At 71.1% G+C, this 17,169-nt stretch carries 16 protein-coding genes and 1 tRNA gene; 10 read left to right on the top strand and 7 right to left on the bottom strand.

Going from position 1 to position 17,169, the window contains the following annotated elements; all coding sequences use genetic code 11:
- Positions 1 to 505 precede the first annotated feature (505 nt).
- Complete coding sequence (locus ACFU97_RS16290) at positions 506 to 1,228, top strand: hypothetical protein (protein ID WP_384256362.1); 723 nt, start codon at positions 506 to 508, stop codon at positions 1,226 to 1,228.
- Between the two features lie 32 nt (positions 1,229 to 1,260).
- On the opposite strand, the gene ACFU97_RS16285 is transcribed toward ACFU97_RS16290, so the two are convergent.
- Entirely contained in the window at positions 1,261 to 2,031 is a 771-nt protein-coding gene (locus tag ACFU97_RS16285) for a GAF and ANTAR domain-containing protein (protein WP_384256360.1), read from the bottom strand.
- A gap of 660 nt (positions 2,032 to 2,691) precedes the next feature.
- Here ACFU97_RS16285 and ACFU97_RS16280 point away from each other — a divergent pair.
- Positions 2,692 to 3,429 carry an ANTAR domain-containing protein gene (locus tag ACFU97_RS16280; protein WP_384256357.1) on the top strand — a complete coding sequence of 246 codons (738 nt, stop codon included), beginning with the start codon at positions 2,692 to 2,694 and terminating at the stop codon, positions 3,427 to 3,429.
- Between the two features lie 607 nt (positions 3,430 to 4,036).
- The gene (locus tag ACFU97_RS16275; RefSeq protein WP_384256355.1) at positions 4,037 to 4,519 is read left to right on the top strand and encodes a DUF5994 family protein; all 483 of its coding nucleotides are present in this window, start codon (positions 4,037 to 4,039) and stop codon (positions 4,517 to 4,519) included.
- Positions 4,520 to 4,676: 157 nt separating this feature from the next.
- Here ACFU97_RS16275 and ACFU97_RS16270 read toward each other — a convergent pair whose 3' ends face one another.
- Positions 4,677 to 5,006, bottom strand: coding sequence for an antibiotic biosynthesis monooxygenase family protein (locus tag ACFU97_RS16270; protein ID WP_384256352.1), 330 nt, complete (start codon positions 5,004 to 5,006; stop codon positions 4,677 to 4,679).
- Positions 5,007 to 5,154: 148 nt separating this feature from the next.
- On the opposite strand from ACFU97_RS16270, the gene ACFU97_RS16265 reads away from it, so the two are divergent.
- The 3 genes from ACFU97_RS16265 to ACFU97_RS16255 all read left to right on the top strand — a co-directional run bounded on the left by ACFU97_RS16265 (position 5,155) and on the right by ACFU97_RS16255 (position 9,187).
- Positions 5,155 to 6,417, top strand: a complete 1,263-nt coding sequence (locus ACFU97_RS16265; RefSeq protein ID WP_384256350.1) for an FG-GAP repeat domain-containing protein — start codon at positions 5,155 to 5,157, stop codon at positions 6,415 to 6,417.
- 199 nt (positions 6,418 to 6,616) lie between these two features.
- Complete coding sequence (locus tag ACFU97_RS16260; protein ID WP_384256348.1) at positions 6,617 to 8,098, top strand: VCBS repeat-containing protein; 1,482 nt, start codon at positions 6,617 to 6,619, stop codon at positions 8,096 to 8,098.
- Between the two features lie 120 nt (positions 8,099 to 8,218).
- Positions 8,219 to 9,187, top strand: coding sequence for a Yip1 family protein (locus ACFU97_RS16255; protein ID WP_384256346.1), 969 nt, complete (start codon positions 8,219 to 8,221; stop codon positions 9,185 to 9,187).
- Between the two features lie 264 nt (positions 9,188 to 9,451).
- Here ACFU97_RS16255 and ACFU97_RS16250 read toward each other — a convergent pair whose 3' ends face one another.
- Entirely contained in the window at positions 9,452 to 9,961 is a 510-nt protein-coding gene (locus tag ACFU97_RS16250) for a phosphoribosyltransferase (protein WP_384256344.1), read from the bottom strand.
- Positions 9,962 to 9,971: 10 nt separating this feature from the next.
- Positions 9,972 to 10,547, bottom strand: a complete 576-nt coding sequence (gene dcd / locus ACFU97_RS16245) for a dCTP deaminase (protein WP_384256341.1) — start codon at positions 10,545 to 10,547, stop codon at positions 9,972 to 9,974.
- Positions 10,548 to 11,057: 510 nt separating this feature from the next.
- Between dcd and ACFU97_RS16240 the strand changes: the two genes are divergently transcribed.
- A tRNA-Gly gene (locus ACFU97_RS16240) sits at positions 11,058 to 11,128 on the top strand.
- 37 nt (positions 11,129 to 11,165) lie between these two features.
- Here ACFU97_RS16240 and ACFU97_RS16235 read toward each other — a convergent pair.
- From ACFU97_RS16235 to ACFU97_RS16225, 3 genes are all read right to left on the bottom strand, one after another.
- A complete protein-coding gene (locus ACFU97_RS16235; protein ID WP_384256339.1) occupies positions 11,166 to 11,855 on the bottom strand; it encodes a hypothetical protein in 690 nt (229 codons plus the stop codon).
- The gene (locus ACFU97_RS16230; protein ID WP_384256335.1) at positions 11,852 to 12,223 is read right to left on the bottom strand and encodes an STAS domain-containing protein; all 372 of its coding nucleotides are present in this window, start codon (positions 12,221 to 12,223) and stop codon (positions 11,852 to 11,854) included. The genes ACFU97_RS16235 and ACFU97_RS16230 overlap by 4 nt, the downstream gene beginning before the upstream one ends.
- Positions 12,224 to 12,722: 499 nt before the next feature.
- Entirely contained in the window at positions 12,723 to 13,388 is a 666-nt protein-coding gene (locus ACFU97_RS16225) for a DUF5994 family protein (RefSeq protein ID WP_384256333.1), read from the bottom strand.
- 478 nt (positions 13,389 to 13,866) lie between these two features.
- Here ACFU97_RS16225 and ACFU97_RS16220 point away from each other — a divergent pair, with 478 nt between their 5' ends.
- The 3 genes from ACFU97_RS16220 (at position 13,867) to ACFU97_RS16210 (ending at position 17,145) form a co-directional block, all read left to right on the top strand.
- Positions 13,867 to 14,418, top strand: coding sequence for a DUF5994 family protein (locus tag ACFU97_RS16220; protein WP_384256330.1), 552 nt, complete (start codon positions 13,867 to 13,869; stop codon positions 14,416 to 14,418).
- Between the two features lie 346 nt (positions 14,419 to 14,764).
- Positions 14,765 to 16,501 (top strand): SpoIIE family protein phosphatase, encoded by a 1,737-nt coding sequence (locus tag ACFU97_RS16215; RefSeq protein WP_384256328.1) that lies wholly within the window; start codon positions 14,765 to 14,767, stop codon positions 16,499 to 16,501.
- A gap of 275 nt (positions 16,502 to 16,776) precedes the next feature.
- Positions 16,777 to 17,145, top strand: a complete 369-nt coding sequence (locus ACFU97_RS16210) for an STAS domain-containing protein (protein ID WP_384256326.1) — start codon at positions 16,777 to 16,779, stop codon at positions 17,143 to 17,145.
- The last annotated feature ends 24 nt before the right edge of the window (positions 17,146 to 17,169 follow it).

Below are 17,169 nucleotides of genomic sequence, written 5' to 3'. Positions count from 1 at the left end.
GGGGGGGGGAGGGGGGGGAGAGGACATAGGGGCGGGGGTGGGGGGTGTTTCCCCTGGTACCGCCCCTTCTCCCCCCCTTTCCCTTTGTGGGCCTGTCCCCGCCGTCGTAGCGGCATCCGCCAGGCGTTCTTCGCGTCCACGTGCTGGACCACCTCGAAGGACCACAGCGTCGAGCCGCTTGCGCAGGAACGCCCTGCCATCGTCCGGGATCACGGCCCGGTCGAGCCGTAGCCGCTTCACCTGACGAGAAGACCGGCTCACGGGCGAGGTGGTCGGTGAGCTGTCATGGCGGACTGCCTGGCCCTGATGCCGGCACAGCCGGTGCGCCGATCAACGCCATGCTCGTCGACGGCAGCACCGTCCGGGGGCGGCTCTCCCCACACCGGGTCCAGTCAGTCACTGGTGTGACCAGAGCCTTTCCGGAGTCACGGACCGTCTCACGGCGCGTCTCGGCTCGGCGGCGTAGACCACTCCGTGTGCTTCGGAGGGGGGCCATACTGCCGGTATGGGCACCGATCCGCTGGACGGGCCGTCCGCTTCAGGCGACGGCGTACAGTCCGAGGGCATCCGCGAGCAAAGGGCCACGGAACAACAACGGGTGGCCGACGAGCGGGAGCGCCTCGCTGACATCCGCGAGGCCGCCGCCGATGAGCGAGAGGCCGCCGCCGACAGGCGGGAAGCCGCTGCGGATACCCGGGAAGCCACCGTGGATGGGCGCGAGGCTGCCGTAGAGGCGTGGCAGGACCAGCTCGCCACTCAGGAGAGGCGCCTGGACGCACGACATCGTGCGGCAGGGGACCCGGCGCCGGGCGTCCGGGAGCGCTCGTACGAGCAGATCCACCGCTCCCAGCGCCTGATGGCGGCCAGCCGGGAGCGTCTTGAGCGCAGCGAGGCAGCACTGCGCCGCTTGGATGCGAGAGATCAACGGGAACAGGATGCGATAGACCGGGAGACAGCGACTGCGATGCGGCAGATGCCGGCCGCGGGCCCGGTATCGCTCGCGGACCTGCAGACCCGGGCCGACCGGCTACGGGAACAGGCCACGGCGGCGGCCGAGGCACTGGCTCAGGCCGAGGACGCCCTGGTCCACGCGCACCGAAAGGGCCACCGAGACCAGCAGGCCGCCGAACACCGCCGCCGTGCCGCGCAAGCCCGCACCGCGGCCGGCACACTGCGCGCCATCACCCAATCGCCCGAGGAGGGCGGCACCGCAGAGTTTCCCGGCTGAGCGGCGTGGACCACGGCGGGCGTGGCCGGGTCTCAGTCGGGCAGACGGTAGCTGGGGTCGGTGTGGCGGCTGACGATTTCCCGGGCCAGGTCCAGCAGCGGCCGGTCCTGGCCGTAGGCGTGGGCCCGCAGTCTCTCCAGCGCCTTGGCCACGGGGATCTCCAGCTTCACGGACAGGATGCCGGCGGCCTGGTGCACCTGGTCTCGGTGGGGCGCGGGGCAGCGCGCCGACGGGGCGGCGCCGGAGATGCCGGTGGTGGGCTGGAGTTGCAGCAGCAGGAGGCAGGCCGCGTGGGTGAGGGACCAGGCGGCGGTGCGCTGTTGCGACGTGAGGGGGCCAGGAGTGACGCGGTAGCCGTTCAAGACGCCCAGGACTTTGTTCCCGAGCAGGATGGGGAAGGTGAACAAGGCGGCCGCTCCGCAGCGCACCGCGTCGGGACGGAACAAAGGCCAGTGATCAGCCGGACCGGCGGACAAGTTGGGTTCGCAGACCGCCTGGCCCGACCTCGCGGCGTCGTGAGCGGGACCCTCACCCACGATGTACTCCACATCGTCCACGGCGGGGCCGATCCTGTCGTCCGGTGCCGCCCAGACCCGCTCGGAAGATCCGTCAGTGGCCAGGATCGACACGGTGACCCCCGTCAGCCCCAGAGCGGCCGCGCACTGCGCGGCCGACACCTCCTCCAGGACCGTCGCCGTACCCGCGGACTGCAGCATGCCCGCGATCAGGCGGCTGGAACGGGCAGCGGCCAGCAGACCGGCGAGGACCTCCTCACCGGCGTCATGGTGTTCGGGTGTGTCCATACTCGCCCCCTCTGGCTGCAGGTAATCCCTGGCAGGGGCCAACTTCGGGGAAACTGTACAGCCGCCCTTCCCGCTCCTGTGAAGCAGCGTTGCCCAAGAAATTCTCTGCGGCACCCGCCCAACGAATGCGGTGAACCATGCGTGCCGGGCGGCGCCGCCCGGCAGCGGGTCAGGGCAGGGCCGCCGCAGACCGGATCGCGTCCGCGCCCGTCACCCCCACCCAAGCTGGTGGCAGCAGCGACGAGGAGCAACTCGCCGGGTCGCTCGATACGGGCGCTCGCCCACCCGTCCGTGCACCGCAAGCCGGCCGCCCCGGTCCGGGACGCCCTCCCGGCTACCGCAACCGGCACCCCACCGCCCGGTACGACGTCGGCAGGACCCTGGTCCGATGTCCGAACCGGTGGCTTGCGGCGGCGCTCCGGGGCGGTGGGCCGGCAGTAGGCTGGTTGCGTTCCGTGAGCTGCCCGGGCCGGGTGGATTCGGCCACAGTGGGATGGCTTGGGCGGTTGAGAAGGAATCGAGGCGAAAGTCGGAGCGTTCCGTCAGCGGGCATGATGCGGCTGCCATCAGCCGAACCCTTCAAACGGCTGGCTTCCGGGGTGGTCCGTTTGCCCGGCCCTGCGCCGGGCGGCCCGGGAGCTTCCGGAACGGACGGTTGTGATGTCTGCCGTGTCCGACGATGTTCTCCTGGCCCGGGCCGTGCTCGATCTCGGCTCGCGCAACGACGGCTTCGACGTCCTCGAAATGCTCCACGATCTGACCGCGTACGCGGTGCGTTTCGCGGGCGTGCACTCCGCCGGTATCACCATCCTCGGCGCGGCCGGCCGGGTCGACTACCTGACCGCCTTCGACGAGGTGTGCGCGCGGCTGGAGGAGGCCCAGCTCGACCTGGGCGAGGGCCCCTGCATGGACAGCGCACGCACCGGGAGCATCCTCGAACCGGTCTCGCTGCACCCGGGCGGCCCCGGAGCACAGCGCTGGCCAGGCTTCACCCGGCGGGCGGTGGCCGCGGGTTTCTCCGCGGTCGCGGCCGTGCCCGTGCGCGTCGCCCAGCACACGCCGGGTGCCCTGAACCTGCTGCAGGACGGGCTCCGCCCGATCACACCTGCCAGTCTGCAACGGGCCCAGGTGCTGGCCGACGCCGCCGGGGCCTGTCTGCACCACCGCCAAAGTCTGCTCTCGCAAGGAGAGATCATCACCCAGCTGGAGACCGCCCTGCAGTCACGCATCGTGATCGAGCAGGCGAAGGGCGCGCTGGCCTTCCGGCTCGGGATCGACGTGCAGGACGCCTTCACACGGATGCGCGGACACGCCCGCGACCGACGACAGAAACTCACCGACGTGGCCCGCCAGGTCGTGCAGGGGGACATCCCGGCCGAACTCACGACCGTCCGGTGACGTGCCCCGCGACCCGCGGGACACCGGATCTTCCGGTGCCCCGCCACCCAACGGTGTCCTGACCGCTCTGCTGGCCCGCGCGCACCGCGCGGTCCGCACCGGAGCAGGGCCTTCACCAGCGCTGCCGTCCGACACCGCCCGCCTGTTCGGGCTGCACTTCGGCTGCGCGCACACGCCACCGCCAAGGGCCAGCTGCTGCACGGTCTCGCCCGCGCCGTCCTCACCCGCCGCCCGCCCCCGACCTCCTGCACCAGTGAGAAGCACACACGGCTCGGCGTCACCGCGCCGGAAATTCGGTGGAATCCACCGGCAGCGAACCGCAACCCGGCAGGAACCGAGACTCCGGTGCCACTCGTGGTGTCGCGGCTACCCGGCACTCTGGGAATCCTGGCTCCCTGCCGGTCTCATGAACCGGTTGCCTCGGGCGCTCACAGGTCCTGACCAGGGACGTTCCTGCGTGCGTGATGGTGCCGCGCAAGCCAGGCGGTGGCCGGTCCCGTGAGGAGTAGCCTGACATCGCCGAGAGCTTTGCGTGCGCCGACGGCCGCGCCGACGCCGTTCTCGATGAACGACAATGCCAGGCCGCGCCTGGAGGCAGGTCCACGTCATGGAACCAACTGCCGCTCAACTCGCGACCATCGCGATGTGCCTGTCCCCACCACCGCAGGTCCGGCTTTCGCTGGCACCGTACGAAGCCGCCCCAGGCGCACTCGACGGCGCCTGGTGGCCCTACTCCCGCAACCTCGTCGATGAACTGCCCCTTCTGATGGAAGCGATGGACGGAGCCGGCAGCTATACGAGAGTCACTCTGGGGATCGAGCTGTGGCCTGACGTCCCGCACCAGGTCCTCGTGGGCAAGAACCTCGTGACCGTGGGATGGTTCGTGTCCGGTCACGAGCAGAACGAGATCCTGCTCTGCTCCTATCGCAAGGGGTTTCGTACCTTGCTCGTCATTCCTCCCGAAACGGAGGCCGACGCTGCCGCCTGGCTGATGAGCACGCCCGCTCCGGTCGACGGCAGCACCACGGCCACCGAACTGCTGGATCTCGCGACGACACGCTCCACCGCGCCGGAGGCGGGCGCCGGCTGAACCCGGTCACCCGGCCTCGGCGCGTCGTTGGCGGCGGCATGGCGGGCGGGGTGCGGAATGTACTGGCGACCGGAAGGACGCGGGCCCCCCTGGCCGAGCAGCGCGTGCTCCCCCACGCTTGGCCGACAGTCATCCGGCATGGACCGCCTGCAACGCTCTAACCGTTCTGGGGCTCAGCTTGCTGGACGACCTCGAAGGACCAAAGGGTCGAACCAGTAGCGGCGGGCTTCGGCCTTCCGCCGGTCTCCTCCCCACCACCCTGGTGCGCTGTCTTCATGGATTCCCCAAGCCAGGCCCGGAAAGACTCCTCGTCGCGCCAACGCGTGTAGACGAGATAGTTGTCGGTGCCTTCGACCGGGCGGAGGAGTTCGAACCACTCAAAGCCGTCGGAGCCCTCCACCGCGGAGGCCCGCGCGGCGAACCGCTTCTCCAGGACCTCGCGCTGCTCAGCAGGGACGGTCAGTACGTTGATCTTGACTACGCTCATGCAGCCATCCTGACGCACCAGCCCGGACAGCGGCGGGCCACCGGTCGGCCGAACCCGGGTCTGTCGCCGCGACTCGAACGCGTGCATCATTGCCCAGGCGTTGTCGACGGGGCTGACGAGGTGAACGGTGCGCGTGCGAAGAGGCGGGATGTGTACGGCGGTTGTCAGCACCGCGCTCCTGCTCGCGGCCTGCGGCCCCGGCGCGGACGCCGGAGCGGCCCGCCCCACCCCCGTACGCGTCGCGGACGCCCCCGCCAAGCTGCCCGTCCCACGCGGCACCGGCAGCAGGACCCCGGACGACTTCAACGGCGACGGCCACCGCGACCTCGTCCTCGACGCCCTGGTGAAGAGCCATAGCCACGCCGACGACGCGGGCATCGGCATCGTCTACGGCGGCGCGCACGGACTGACGCCCGGGGCACGGCAGTTGCTCCGCCCCGCGAAGTACGCCGCCCGCACCAAGGGCCAACTCCCCGCCGTCTTCGACGCGGAGGCGAGCTGCGACCTCGACAAGGACGGTTTCACCGACCTCATCGTCTCGACCGACCCGCCCTACGACGGCCAGGGCATGCCCCCGGTCCCGCTCCAGGTCCTCTTCGGCTCCCCCGGCGGCCTGACCCGCGCGGTCACCCTCGCCGTCCCCGCCGCCGCCCGCTTCGGCAACGACTGGCCCGACCAGCCGGTGTGCGGCGACTTCGACGGCGACGGCGCCGAGGACCTCGTGCTGCACGCCTCGGGCCAGCGCCTGAGCTATCTGCGCGGCCCGTTCAGCAGGAAGGGTTCTCCCCGCGCGGCCGGCGCCGCCGTCCGCTCGCCCGGCGAGGTGCCCACGGGCCCGGCGGCCGACGTGAACCGCGACGGCTACGACGACCTGGTGGTCCGCACCTCGGACGGTCCGGGCAAGGCGTACGTCGTCCTCGGCGGACCCACCGGCCCGACCCGCACCGCAACCGCCCTGCCCGAGGGCATCGACGTCGCCCTCGGCCGCTTCGGCAGGGGAGCGGCCCTGGACGCCGCGGTCGGCGCGATGGACAGAACGTCCCTGCGCTACGACCTCCCGGCCCCGGCCCGCGCCACCCTCGCCTCACCCGGCTCCATGCTCGACGCCGCCGACTTCGACGGCGACGGCCTCGCCGACCTCGTCTCCAGCGGCTCCCGGCTGCGGATCTTCCACGGCCGTACGACGGGCCTGTCCACGGCCGGCACGGTCGTCGTGGCGCCCGCGGCCCGGGGCACGACCAGGGTCCTGGCGGTGGGCGACTTCGACGGCGACGGCCGGGCGGACCTGGCGGTGCGCACCTACCGGGGCGAGACGAAGGACACCGTCGCGGTCTACCCCGGCGTGAAGAAGTCTCTGGTGGCGGCCGAGCCGTCGGTCACCTTCTCCAGCGCGGAGTTCCTGGCGGACTGAACCTCCTGCCGCACGAACTGCCACACGAAGTGCAAAGAATTACCGAACTCACGTACAACCCTTGATCCCCTTGGTGGGTCTCCTGATCGCCGACCGAACGGTTAACGCCACCTCAACTGCGGGCGAACACGGTTCGGCGCGCACCCCATCGACTGTGGACGCCCGCCAGGCGTCCCCCGCATGCCGCAGGAGAACCCGCATGCACACACCTTTGCGACTCGCTCTCGCGACGGCCACCGCGGCCGCGCTGACGGGCGGTCTGCTCACGTTCTCGGCCGTCACCGCCACGGCCGCGGACTCCACCACCGTCGCGCAGGCCGACTTCAACGGCGACGGAATCGGCGACACGGCCTTCTCCGCCGACGGCGCCTACGTGAACGGGAAGAACGGCGCGGGACAGCTGGTCGTCCTCTACGGCGCCAAGCCCGGCGGCGTCTCGTCCGCCAAGCGCTCCACGATCAGCCAGAACACCACCGGCAACCCCGGCACCGCCGAGACCGGCGACCACTTCGGCAGCGAGTCCGCCTACGCCGACTTCAACGGCGACGGCTACGACGACATCGCGGTCGGCTCCTGGGGCGAGGACGTCGGCACCGACAAGGACGGCGGCGGCGTCGCCATCCTGTGGGGCTCGGCCTCCGGCATCACCGGCAAGGGCGTTTCCGTCGCCGACCCGGCCCCCTCCGCGCACGACTACTGGGGCAAGAACCTCGCCGCGGGCGACTTCGACGGCGACGGCAAGGCCGACCTGGCCGTCGGCAGCTCCAACGCCACCATCTACGTGCTCAAGGGCGGGATCGGCGCCACCGGCAAGCCCGGCGGCACGTACACGATCAAGCCCCCGATCATGGGCACGGACGCGAACGGCCCGCTCAACCTGACCGCCGGCAACATCAACGGCGGCCCGGAGACCGACCTGGTCGTCGACGGCTACGAGACCCAGACCGACTACGGCTGGAACAAGAACTACTACATCCCCGGCACCTCGAGCGGCCTGAACATGGGGGCCTCGGAGGTGCTCAAGCCGGGCGTGATCACCGCGATCGGCGACATCGACAACGACGGCTACGGCGACATCGTCTCCGGCGCCTACTGGAACCCCACCACCGAGGACGGGACGACCGTCCCCGACTCCGGCAAGGGCGGCAAGGTCTGGGTCACCTACGGCTCCGACGGCGGCCCGATCACCACCAACCCGACCGGCATCACCCAGGACACCGGCAACGTCCCCGGCACCGCCGAGGGCAACGACTTCTTCGGTTACGAGCTCGACCTCGGCGACATCAACGGCGACGGCTTCCTGGACCTGGCGATCGGCGTCGCGGGCGAGAACATCGGCAGCGCGACGAACACCGGCGCCGTCACCGTCCTCTACGGCACCGCGGACGGCCTGAACACCGCCTCCGGCGCCCAGTCCTTCGCGCAGTCCACGGCGGGCGTGCCCGGCAACGACGAGGACAACGACTACTTCGGCACGGACGTCAAGCTCGACGACGTCACCGGCGACGGCAAGGCCGACCTGATCGTCGGCTCCCAGGAGAACGCCGGCAACGGCGGCGTGACCTACCTGCCCTCCAACGGCACGAACATCGTCACGGCCGGCTCGCGTGCGATCGCGCCGAGCACCTCGAGCGTCTCCACCACGGGTTCGCCGTACTTCGGCGCCAACTTCGCGGACTGACCGGCTCGTAGCCGATCGACCGCCCCCGGACGAGGAGCCGGACCCTCACCCTCGGGCCCGGCTCCTCCCCTTTCACGGGTGCCCCCTTCCCTAGGGGGCACCTTGACGTTCCCTTAGGGGATGTCACAGCTCGGCCGCAAACCCGGGCCCGAACCGCCGGGCCCCGCACGTCACTCTGCGGGATCAGTTACGTTCGAAGGCGTGGCTGGATTCAGGATCGGACGCGGGGCCCGTAACAACGGAGCCCCGCCGCGGCGACCGCAACAACCCCCGTACGGACAGCAGGCTCCGCAGAGCCCGCCGTACGGCCGACCGTCTGCGCAGCAGCAGCCGTACCGCCACGGCGGCGGCCAGTGGCAGCAGGGCGGTGGCGGCGGGTACGACGAGCCGGAGTACTTCGGCGGCCAGGGCGGCTACGCACCGCAGGGCCACCACGATCCGTACGCGGCCAACAACCCTGGCCACACCCAGGCGTTCTCGGTCGGCGAGGACCCCTACAGCCAGGGCGGCACCTACCGCGCGGGCTCGGCCCCGGCCGGCCCCGTGGGCCCGCGCCTGCACTGGAAGGACCTGCTGAGGGGCATCGTCCTGTCCCCCACCCAGACCTTCCTGCAGATGCGCGACTACACGATGTGGGGCCCGGCCCTCATCGTGACCTTCCTCTACGGCCTGCTCGCGGTCTTCGGCTTCGACGGCGCCCGCAAGGACGCCATCGAGGCGACCCTCTCCAACGCGGTGCCGATCGTCCTGACGACGGCCGTCGCGATGGTGCTGTCGGCCTTCGTCCTGGGCGTGGTCACCCACACCCTGGCCCGCCAGCTCGGCGGCGACGGCGCCTGGCAGCCCACGGTCGGCCTCTCCATGCTGATCACGTCCCTCACGGACGCCCCGCGCCTGGTCTTCGCCATGTTCTTCGGCGGCGACGCGACCTTCGTCCAGGGCCTGGGCTGGGCGACCTGGGTGGCCGCCGGAGCGCTGCTGACCCTGATGGTCAGCCGCTCCCACGACCTGCCCTGGCCGAAGGCGCTGGGTGCCTCGGCGATCCAGCTGATCGCCCTGCTGTCGATCGTGAAGCTCGGCACGTTCTGACACGTTCCGACGCGTTCCGACACCGACGACGAGGGGCTCCCGGCCGTGTGCCGGGAGCCCCTCGTCGTCCGTCAGGGGCGGGGGAAGCGGTCTGCTTCCGGGTCCGCGCGGCGGACCCGCACCCCGTCCGCGTACGGGAGACGACGTTCAGAGAGTTCCGGTGGCTCCCGACCGGCTCGTGCGTGATCGAGTGCGGGTCGTCGAACCTGTCACAACCGAAGCCGCGGCCGTAGCCATAGCTCAGCGACTCAGGGGTTCAGCGGCTCAGACGGCCTCCCTGTTCGCCTTCGGCGCTTCTCCCGACTTGTGTACCGGAGGCAGAACGCTCCACGGGAAGTTGATCCACTCGTCGGTGCGCTTCCACACGTAGTCGCACTTCACCAGCGACTGCGACTTCTCGTAGATGACGGCGGAGCGCACCTCGGCGACCGTGTCCAGGCAGAAGTCCCGCACCAGCTTCAGGGTCTTGCCCGTGTCGGCGACGTCGTCGGTGATCAGCACCTTCTTGTCGGAGAAGTCGATGACGTTCGGGACGGGCGCGAGCATGACGGGCATCTCGAGGGTGGTCCCCACGCCGGTGTAGAACTCGACGTTCACCAGATGGATGTTCTTGCAGTCGAGGGCGTAGGCCAGGCCGCCGGCGACGAAGACGCCGCCGCGGGCGATGCTGAGCACGATGTCCGGCTCGTACCCGTCGTCGGCGATCGTCTGCGCGAGCTCGCGCACGGCGGTGCCGAACGCCTCGTAGGTCAGGTTCTCCCGCACGTCACTCATGCCGGCGCCCTCAGACCTGGGTCCGGTGGAAGTTCAGGTAGGAGCGGGAGGCGGTGGGCCCGCGCTGGCCCTGGTACCGCGAGCCGTACCGCTCACTGCCGTACGGGAACTCGGCCGGCGAGCTGAGCCGGAACATGCACAGCTGCCCGATCTTCATGCCGGGCCACAGCTTGATCGGCAGCGTGGCGAGGTTGGAGAGCTCCAGCGTGACGTGCCCGGAGAAGCCGGGGTCGATGAAGCCGGCGGTGGAGTGGGTGACGAGTCCGAGCCGCCCGAGGGAGCTCTTGCCCTCCAGCCGGGAGGCGAGGTCGTCGGGAAGCGTGATGACCTCGTACGTGCTGGCCAGGACGAACTCCCCGGGGTGCAGGATGAAGGGCTCGTCGCCCTCCGGCTCCACGCACCGCGTGAGGTCCACCTGCTCGACGGACGGGTCGATGTGGGGGTACTTGTGGTTCTCGAAGACCCGGAAGTACCGGTCCAGGCGCACGTCGACACTCGACGGCTGAACCATGGATTCGTCGTAGGGATCGATCACCACACGCCCGGCGTCGATCTCGGCCCGGATGTCCTTGTCTGAGAGAAGCACGCCCCGAGGATACGCAAGGCGCGCGGACCGGCCACAATCGCCCGTCCGCGCGCCCGCTCGTGCCGTGTTCCCGAGGCCTCTAATGCTTCTCGAGGCTGACCGGCACCACACTGCGGAGCCGGGCACAGCGTGGACACCGGACAAGCCGGTGGGGGCCGAGCCGATCGGCCTGCTGCATCGGGAACGAAGCGGTGCTGAACACGTGCCCATCGGCACAGCGGACGACGGTGCGCTCCATCAAGTCCAAGAGTCCCTTCCCCAAGAGCCGCGTCGGGCTACTGCTCGCCTGACGACAAAAGCCACATTACGGGATCAAAGGAACGACCCTCCAGGCGGCACTCCGGCCCCACCCGGACCCTCTCCCACCCCTCCACCGTACGCCCCAACTCCCGGCGTCCGCAGCAGCATCGACCCCCGAAACACAGTGCGGCCCCGCGGCTTCAGCGCCGGGGACCGGGGATGAGGTAGGGTGACGTTGCGATCAGACACCGGTCTCAACCGGCGTCCCGCGCGGGTGTAGTTTAATGGTAGAACATCAGCTTCCCAAGCTGAGAGCGCGAGTTCGATTCTCGTCACCCGCTCTTATTGAAGCCCCAGGCCAGTGGCCTGGGGCTTGTTTCATGAGCGGCGAATGCCCTCTCGGACCTCAGCGACGCGGGCAGGCCCGAGCGGGCCGGCAGCTGTGTGGGGGCTGAGGGGAAGCACCAGAGCCCGCAGCAGCACGGGCGGCGACGGCCGCAGGACCGTCGCTTCCGACGGCCGACGGATCGCCCCGATGTCCTGCCATCCCCATGACAGGAAGGCGTCGCAGGCCGGAGCGTCGGCCTGGTCGACCAGCGTCGCCCCGAGCGAGGCGTGGTGGTCGGCGAGCAGCCGTTCCTGGAGCCTGCGGGCGAGGTCCTGTCCGTCCGTGTGGTGATGCACCACGATCTCGGTGATCGCGAAGACCCGGCCCGACGCGGTGAGCTGTTCGACGCTCTCTGGAAGGGCGCCGTCGAGCCCCCTCCACCACGTCCCCTCGCGCGGTACGGGGAATCCGTAGGCACACCCGGCGAAGGCGCTGACCTCCGCGGTCAACAGGGCGAATCCCGCCCGCCGGATGTTGCTGGTGAGCCGCCGCAGAAACGCCTCCCGGTCCCGGTGCTCGTGGCTTGCCCGGGGGCGGGAGCACTCCACGTACAGATCGGCCAGGTCCTCTCGCACGGCCTCGGCCTGCCAGCGGTTCAGCCGGCGCAGACGTACCGCGTGGGCGGGGATCGGCGCGCTTCCCCCGCCGCCTGGCGGCCCGCCGCGGAGCCGCGCTGTCACGGCGCACCGCCCGCGGCGGCGGAGGCACGTGGTGACGGTGGCCGAACGGTAGGGAGCTCGTGCAGCAGGAAGCCGGTGCCGGTGATCTCGGTCATCCGGGTCAGGGTCGGCGGCGGATAGTGCAGTCGGAGCACGGTTCCGGCATCTGTGGCGAGTCCTGATGCCGTGAGGAAGGCGTTGAGTCCGCTGGCGTCGCAGAAGGTGACCGCTGTGAGATCGACGTCGATGGTGCGGATGCCGTCGCGCAGGCATGCGCCCAGTGCGGCGCGCACGAGCGGGGCGGTGGCCTGGTCGATCTCCCCTGCGAGTGTGACCAGCGCGCGGTTGGCTCGGTCGTGCCGGTGGGCGTTCAGTTGTATATGAGGCATGGCTCCTCGATTCGACTGGCGACGTGCCCGTGCGACGTGACGGGTGAACGGCCGTTCCGGCAGCCCGGGTTGGCGAGCACGGTGGTGGATCACGGATGGGTCGTCCGGGATGCGCCCCGGAGTGGGGCGGAAGCTCCGCGCCCGGCGGGCATCGTGTCCCGGAGCGGTGCCGGGGCCGGCGTGGGTCGCAGACCGGCCGACGGGCCGACGATCGTTTTCGGGCGGCCTGTTCATCTCATCGGCCTCCTTGGCGGCCTTGCGCCGTTGCGGAGCTCGCGGGCACAGGACAGGGGAAGACCCCGGCCTGTCGTGTGCGGTGCTGCGGCCGGGGTCTTGGGCTGTGGGCGGCGTTGTCTGTTCGGTCGGTGCCTTGGTTCGGTCAGTGCCTTGGTTCGGTCAGTGCCTTGGTTCGGTCAGTGCCTTGGTTCGGTCGGTGCCTTGGTTCGGTCGGTGTCTTTGGTTCGGTCGGACCTGTCGGACGGACACGTCGTCGCGACGATCACCGCGGCCCGCGGTGCCGTTCACCGTCTCTCGGCCGTGGGCCTTCTGCGGCGCCGACGGGCTCGGGCCCGGGCCCGGGACGGGCGTCCCGGAGGGGGCCTCGGTGGAACACCCGTGGGCGTGCGGCCGCATCGCGGGCCTCGTGACCTCCTTCGGAGTCCCAGACCGCTTCCACGGCACGGTCGGCCTCGGACACCGTCTGCAGGCGTGCCGCCTCGCCCATCAGGCGGCTCGCGCTCGACGTGCCCAGCGGGTCACTCGCGGCGGCCATCAGCCAGGCGGCCGTGGCCGCGGTCGTCCGGGGCGGGACCACCAGGAGGTTCCAGCGGCCCACACGGTACGAGAGCAACAGCAGTTCGTGCGGGTCTTGTTCGGCCAGGAACCAGCCCACCTTCACCACGTGCCCGGCGACGGGCACCTTGCCCGGGACCACCGGCCAGTGGGTGGGATTCACCGTGACCCGGGTGATCCGCCCCCACAGCGGATCCAGTACGGCGACCAGCAAGGGGAGTTCGGCCCCGAGATCGCGGGAACGGGGCCACCATGCGCCGTCCAGCAGAGCCGGTGCGGGACCGGCGGGAGCCAGCGACAGGCGGACAGGCAACGAGGAGAGCGCACGGCCATCGGCTTCGGCTGTCGGCGGGAGGGAAATGGTCGCAGTCATGACGCGAACCCTGCCCCGGGCCGGTTGCGTCCGGCTCGGCGTATTCAATCGCCGAAAACGGCACGGACCCGGAAACCTGTGCGCGAAATATCCTCGGTGATCCCAGGCTACTCCTCGGGCAGGCCCGACGGGCCGTACGGTCACCGGAGGAAGAGACCCATGCGCCCCTCGCCCGGATATGCGTCCCAGGGACAACACGCCGGCGGAGCCGTACCCGCCAGCCGGTGGACGCGGCCATCCCGCCGCCCCTTCATCCCCGCACCGACGGCGGTCCGGCATGAGGACCCGCCGCGGCAGAGCGGCGCTTCCCTGGCCGAGGACCTGGTCAGCACGCTGTCCGCTCCGCCGGCTCCGTCGCGGAGTAGCGTGAACTCATCGGGAGTACTTCGTACATCGGCTCCGCTGCCGGTGTCGTTCCCGGTGAGCCACGACACCGGGCCGCTGCCCTCACGTGGGAGTCCGGAGACGGGTTTGCGCCATGACCTCCACCAGCTCTCATCCCTCGCTACGGGCCGCTCCCTTCAGGGCCCCGACCGCGCGCCTGGCGCTGAGCTCCAAGCACCCTTCCGCAGGGCTCGCCGAACTGGACGGTGCATGGTGGCCCCGGTCGCGTGACCTGCCGAGCGAGCTCTCCGCCCTGGCGAACGTGCTGGATCCGCTGTGGGGGCGGGTCAGCCGTATCGCGGTCGATCCCCGCAACTGGCCGATCCTTCCGCCCGGAATCCTCGTCAACGGCCATGTGGTGAAGGTCGGTCGGTTCACCTCGGAACTGGATCCGCACGCGATCCTGCTGCTGTCCTACACTGCGGGCCGCTGGGACCTCCTGGTGATCCCCCCGGAGACCGACGCCCCTGCGGCCGCCCGGCTGATGGCCGCCGCGAGCGCGGACACCGGCCCGCCGACGACCGCGACCGCGCTCATGACGGCCGAAGGGGCCCACCCCACAGCCGGAGACGGTGCCGGGACGGACGGGAGCGGCGCTGCCCTCCCGCAACGGGGCCGGTATCCGCAGCGCGCTGCGGGAATGTGACCACGCGTGGCGTGCTGCGGAAGACACGCGGTCTGGAGGACTCCGGTAGATGCGAGGCGACGGTCCCTTTCCGGCCGGACACCGTCATGCGAAAGACCCTGGTTCCCTGAACCGTACGCACACAGGCGGGGCGCCCCGACGAAACCACTGGTCGTGACTTCCTCCCGCTCGGCCGGCGCCGAATGACGTACCGGCGACCGGGATCGGGATCCCGCACCGGCCATGCGAGCGGGTTCTTGTCGGGGGACCATCAGGTTACTGAGGTATCTGTTCACCTGATGCCGACGCGACCGCGGTCTTCGGAGGAGAGCTGCCATGATGGGAGGGCGGCGTGGTGGAGGATACGGTGCCTGGTGCGGGAGGTGACGGGCGACCGCAGCCGGCGGCCGAGACGGGTTTCTGGCGACAGGTCGTCGAGCAGCTGGGCGCCGCCCTGATGGTGGTGGATCCGGCCGGGCGGATCCTCGCCGTCAACCCGGCCGCCGAACGGCTGCTGGGCCGGGCCGCCGCCGCGATGCGCGGGGAGGACGCGCACGAGCTGCTGCACCGGGACACGGACGGGAAAACGCTCCCACGGGAGCAGTGCCCGCTGCTCCAGGCGCTGGCCGAACGCACCGAAACCGCGGGCAGGGAGGGCGACAGCTATCTGCGCGGTGACGGTCGCCTGGTCACGATCTCCTGGTCCGCCTCTCCGCTGGTGGCCGACGGCTCCTTCAAGGGCATGGCCGTGCTCTTCACCGACGTCACGGGCGACCACGGCGCGCGCCGTGAACGTGCGGCCTACACGAGTGCTCTGGAGGACCTCAACGAGCGGCTGACGCTGGTCGCGGAGATCACCGACGTACTGGGCCAGACGCTGGAGACCGACGAGGCCCTCGCGCGACTGGGCCGCCTGCTGGTTCCGCGCCTCGCCGACTGGGCGGCGGTGGACCTCCGGGCCGCTTCCGGGCAGGTCCACCGGGTGACGGTGACGGGTCCGGCGGGCAGGCACGCCGCGCTGGAGGGCGGGCGCGAGCACCTTCCCGAGGCAGCGCAGGGAGATCACTCGCCTCTTGTCCAGGTGCTGAGTGGCGGATCCCCCGTTCTGTGGCACGACCGGCACGCCGCGCCGGCGCAGGACACGCCGGCGGCGGCCCGCTCCCCTCTGTCCACCCTCCACAACGACTTCCTGCGCACGGTGCACGCAACGTCGGTCATCACGGTGCCGCTGGGCTCCAGGCGGCAGGTCACCGGCGCGCTGACACTGGTGCGCACCGACCCGGCGCATCCTTTCGGCACCGCCGACGTGGACGTGGTGAGCGACATCGGCCGCCGCGTCGGCCTGGTGATCGACAACGCCCGCCGGTACGGCCGCCAGCGTGCCGTCGCCGAGGCGATGCAGCTCAACCTGCTCGCCCCGCTGCCCCAGCCGGGGCGGCTGCGGCTGGCCGCCCGCTACCAGCCCGCCCCGGTCGGCTCCCAGGTCGGCGGCGACTGGTACGACGCGTTCGAGCTGAAGGACGGCGCGCTCGCGCTGGTCATCGGGGACGTCGTGGGCCACGATCTGACCGCCGCGGCCGGGATGGCCCAACTGCACGGCATCCTGCGGTCCCTGGCCTGGGACCACACCGAACCGCCCGGTGCCGTCGTCGACCGCCTCGGCGACGCCCTGCCCGCCATCACCACCGTCCCGATGGCCACCCTCATTCTCGCCCGGGTCGAAGGCCATCCGCACACCGGTCCCTGGACACTGCGGTGGACCAGCGCGGGACATCCACCGCCTCTCCTCCTGACCCCCGGCGGACGGTCGCAGTACCTCGAGGCCGGACAGGGACTCGTCCTCGGCGCTCCCCAGGAGACGGGCGCGAGCAGGCCCAACGCCACACTGCCCCTGCCGCCGGCTTCCACCCTCCTTCTCTACACCGACGGCCTGATCGAGATCCCCGGCAGCGACCTGGACACCGGCCTGGTCCGGCTGCGCCGCCACGCCCTCATGTTCGCCCACGCCCCCCTGGACACGCTGTGCGATCAGCTGCTGGCCCGGATGCCGCCCGGCAGCACCGACGACGTGGCCCTCCTCGCCCTGCGCCTGCCGACGCCGTGACGGGCGGGGCGCCGATCGTCGCCACGCGCGAGGTACCGAGGAACCCCCGTCGCGCCCCGGTGGTGCGCCGTTCCGCAGATGTGTGCGCGTCGAAACACGGCCCCCCACCGCGGCCGGTGGCACACGTCCCGGCCGTCGCCCCGCCGCGCGGGTGCGCGGCGGTAGCCTGGGTACACGGTCGCCCGTGCCCCCGGCCCTCTCCGTGCAGTACCGTCCCGCGCAACAGAGGCCCTGCGCAAGGCCGAAGCCACCCTCCACGGAGGAGATGGGCGCGGATGAGCCCGTATCCCGATCTGTTCGACGAGTGCCGTCTGGTCAGTGCCGGCGGAGAGCTGGACGTGGCGACCGCACCGGCATTCGCGCACGACCTGGAGGCCGCCCGGTGCGACGGCGGACCGCCCTTCCTCATAGTCGACCTGCGCGGCGTGACGTTCATGGACGACAGCGTCCTCGATTCACTGTGCGCGGCGTGGCACGCGTGCCGCCGGCGAGGCGGATGGGTGCGCGTCGTCCACGTCCGGCCGGGCACGACCCTTCTGTTCCGTGCCTGCGGTCTGCTGACCCGTTTCCCCCGGTACGCCAGCCCCCGGGAGGCATGGCAGGGCATACCCGCCGGCCACACGGCACCGGACCGGCCCACATGAGCTGCGGCGGCGGCCCGGTTCCAC

The organism is Streptomyces sp. NPDC057616 (assembly GCF_042800575.1).
Classification (GTDB): domain Bacteria; phylum Actinomycetota; class Actinomycetes; order Streptomycetales; family Streptomycetaceae; genus Streptomyces.
Note: the sequence above shows the minus strand (reverse complement) of the source record. Positions and strands in the feature narration are given on the sequence as shown.

Coding starts and splice junctions, on each gene's coding strand:
- ACFU97_RS16230 (WP_384256335.1), bottom strand. CDS start 12,223: ATGCCTCATATACAACTGAACGCCCACCGGCACGACCGAGCCAACCGC.
- ACFU97_RS16260 (WP_384256348.1), top strand. CDS start 6,617: ATGCACACACCTTTGCGACTCGCTCTCGCGACGGCCACCGCGGCCGCG.
- ACFU97_RS16270 (WP_384256352.1), bottom strand. CDS start 5,006: ATGAGCGTAGTCAAGATCAACGTACTGACCGTCCCTGCTGAGCAGCGC.
- ACFU97_RS16210 (WP_384256326.1), top strand. CDS start 16,777: ATGAGCCCGTATCCCGATCTGTTCGACGAGTGCCGTCTGGTCAGTGCC.
- ACFU97_RS16220 (WP_384256330.1), top strand. CDS start 13,867: ATGACCTCCACCAGCTCTCATCCCTCGCTACGGGCCGCTCCCTTCAGG.
- ACFU97_RS16225 (WP_384256333.1), bottom strand. CDS start 13,388: ATGACTGCGACCATTTCCCTCCCGCCGACAGCCGAAGCCGATGGCCGT.
- ACFU97_RS16255 (WP_384256346.1), top strand. CDS start 8,219: ATGTCACAGCTCGGCCGCAAACCCGGGCCCGAACCGCCGGGCCCCGCA.
- ACFU97_RS16265 (WP_384256350.1), top strand. CDS start 5,155: ATGTGTACGGCGGTTGTCAGCACCGCGCTCCTGCTCGCGGCCTGCGGC.
- ACFU97_RS16285 (WP_384256360.1), bottom strand. CDS start 2,031: ATGGACACACCCGAACACCATGACGCCGGTGAGGAGGTCCTCGCCGGT.
- ACFU97_RS16275 (WP_384256355.1), top strand. CDS start 4,037: ATGGAACCAACTGCCGCTCAACTCGCGACCATCGCGATGTGCCTGTCC.
- ACFU97_RS16290 (WP_384256362.1), top strand. CDS start 506: ATGGGCACCGATCCGCTGGACGGGCCGTCCGCTTCAGGCGACGGCGTA.
- ACFU97_RS16250 (WP_384256344.1), bottom strand. CDS start 9,961: ATGAGTGACGTGCGGGAGAACCTGACCTACGAGGCGTTCGGCACCGCC.
- ACFU97_RS16280 (WP_384256357.1), top strand. CDS start 2,692: ATGTCTGCCGTGTCCGACGATGTTCTCCTGGCCCGGGCCGTGCTCGAT.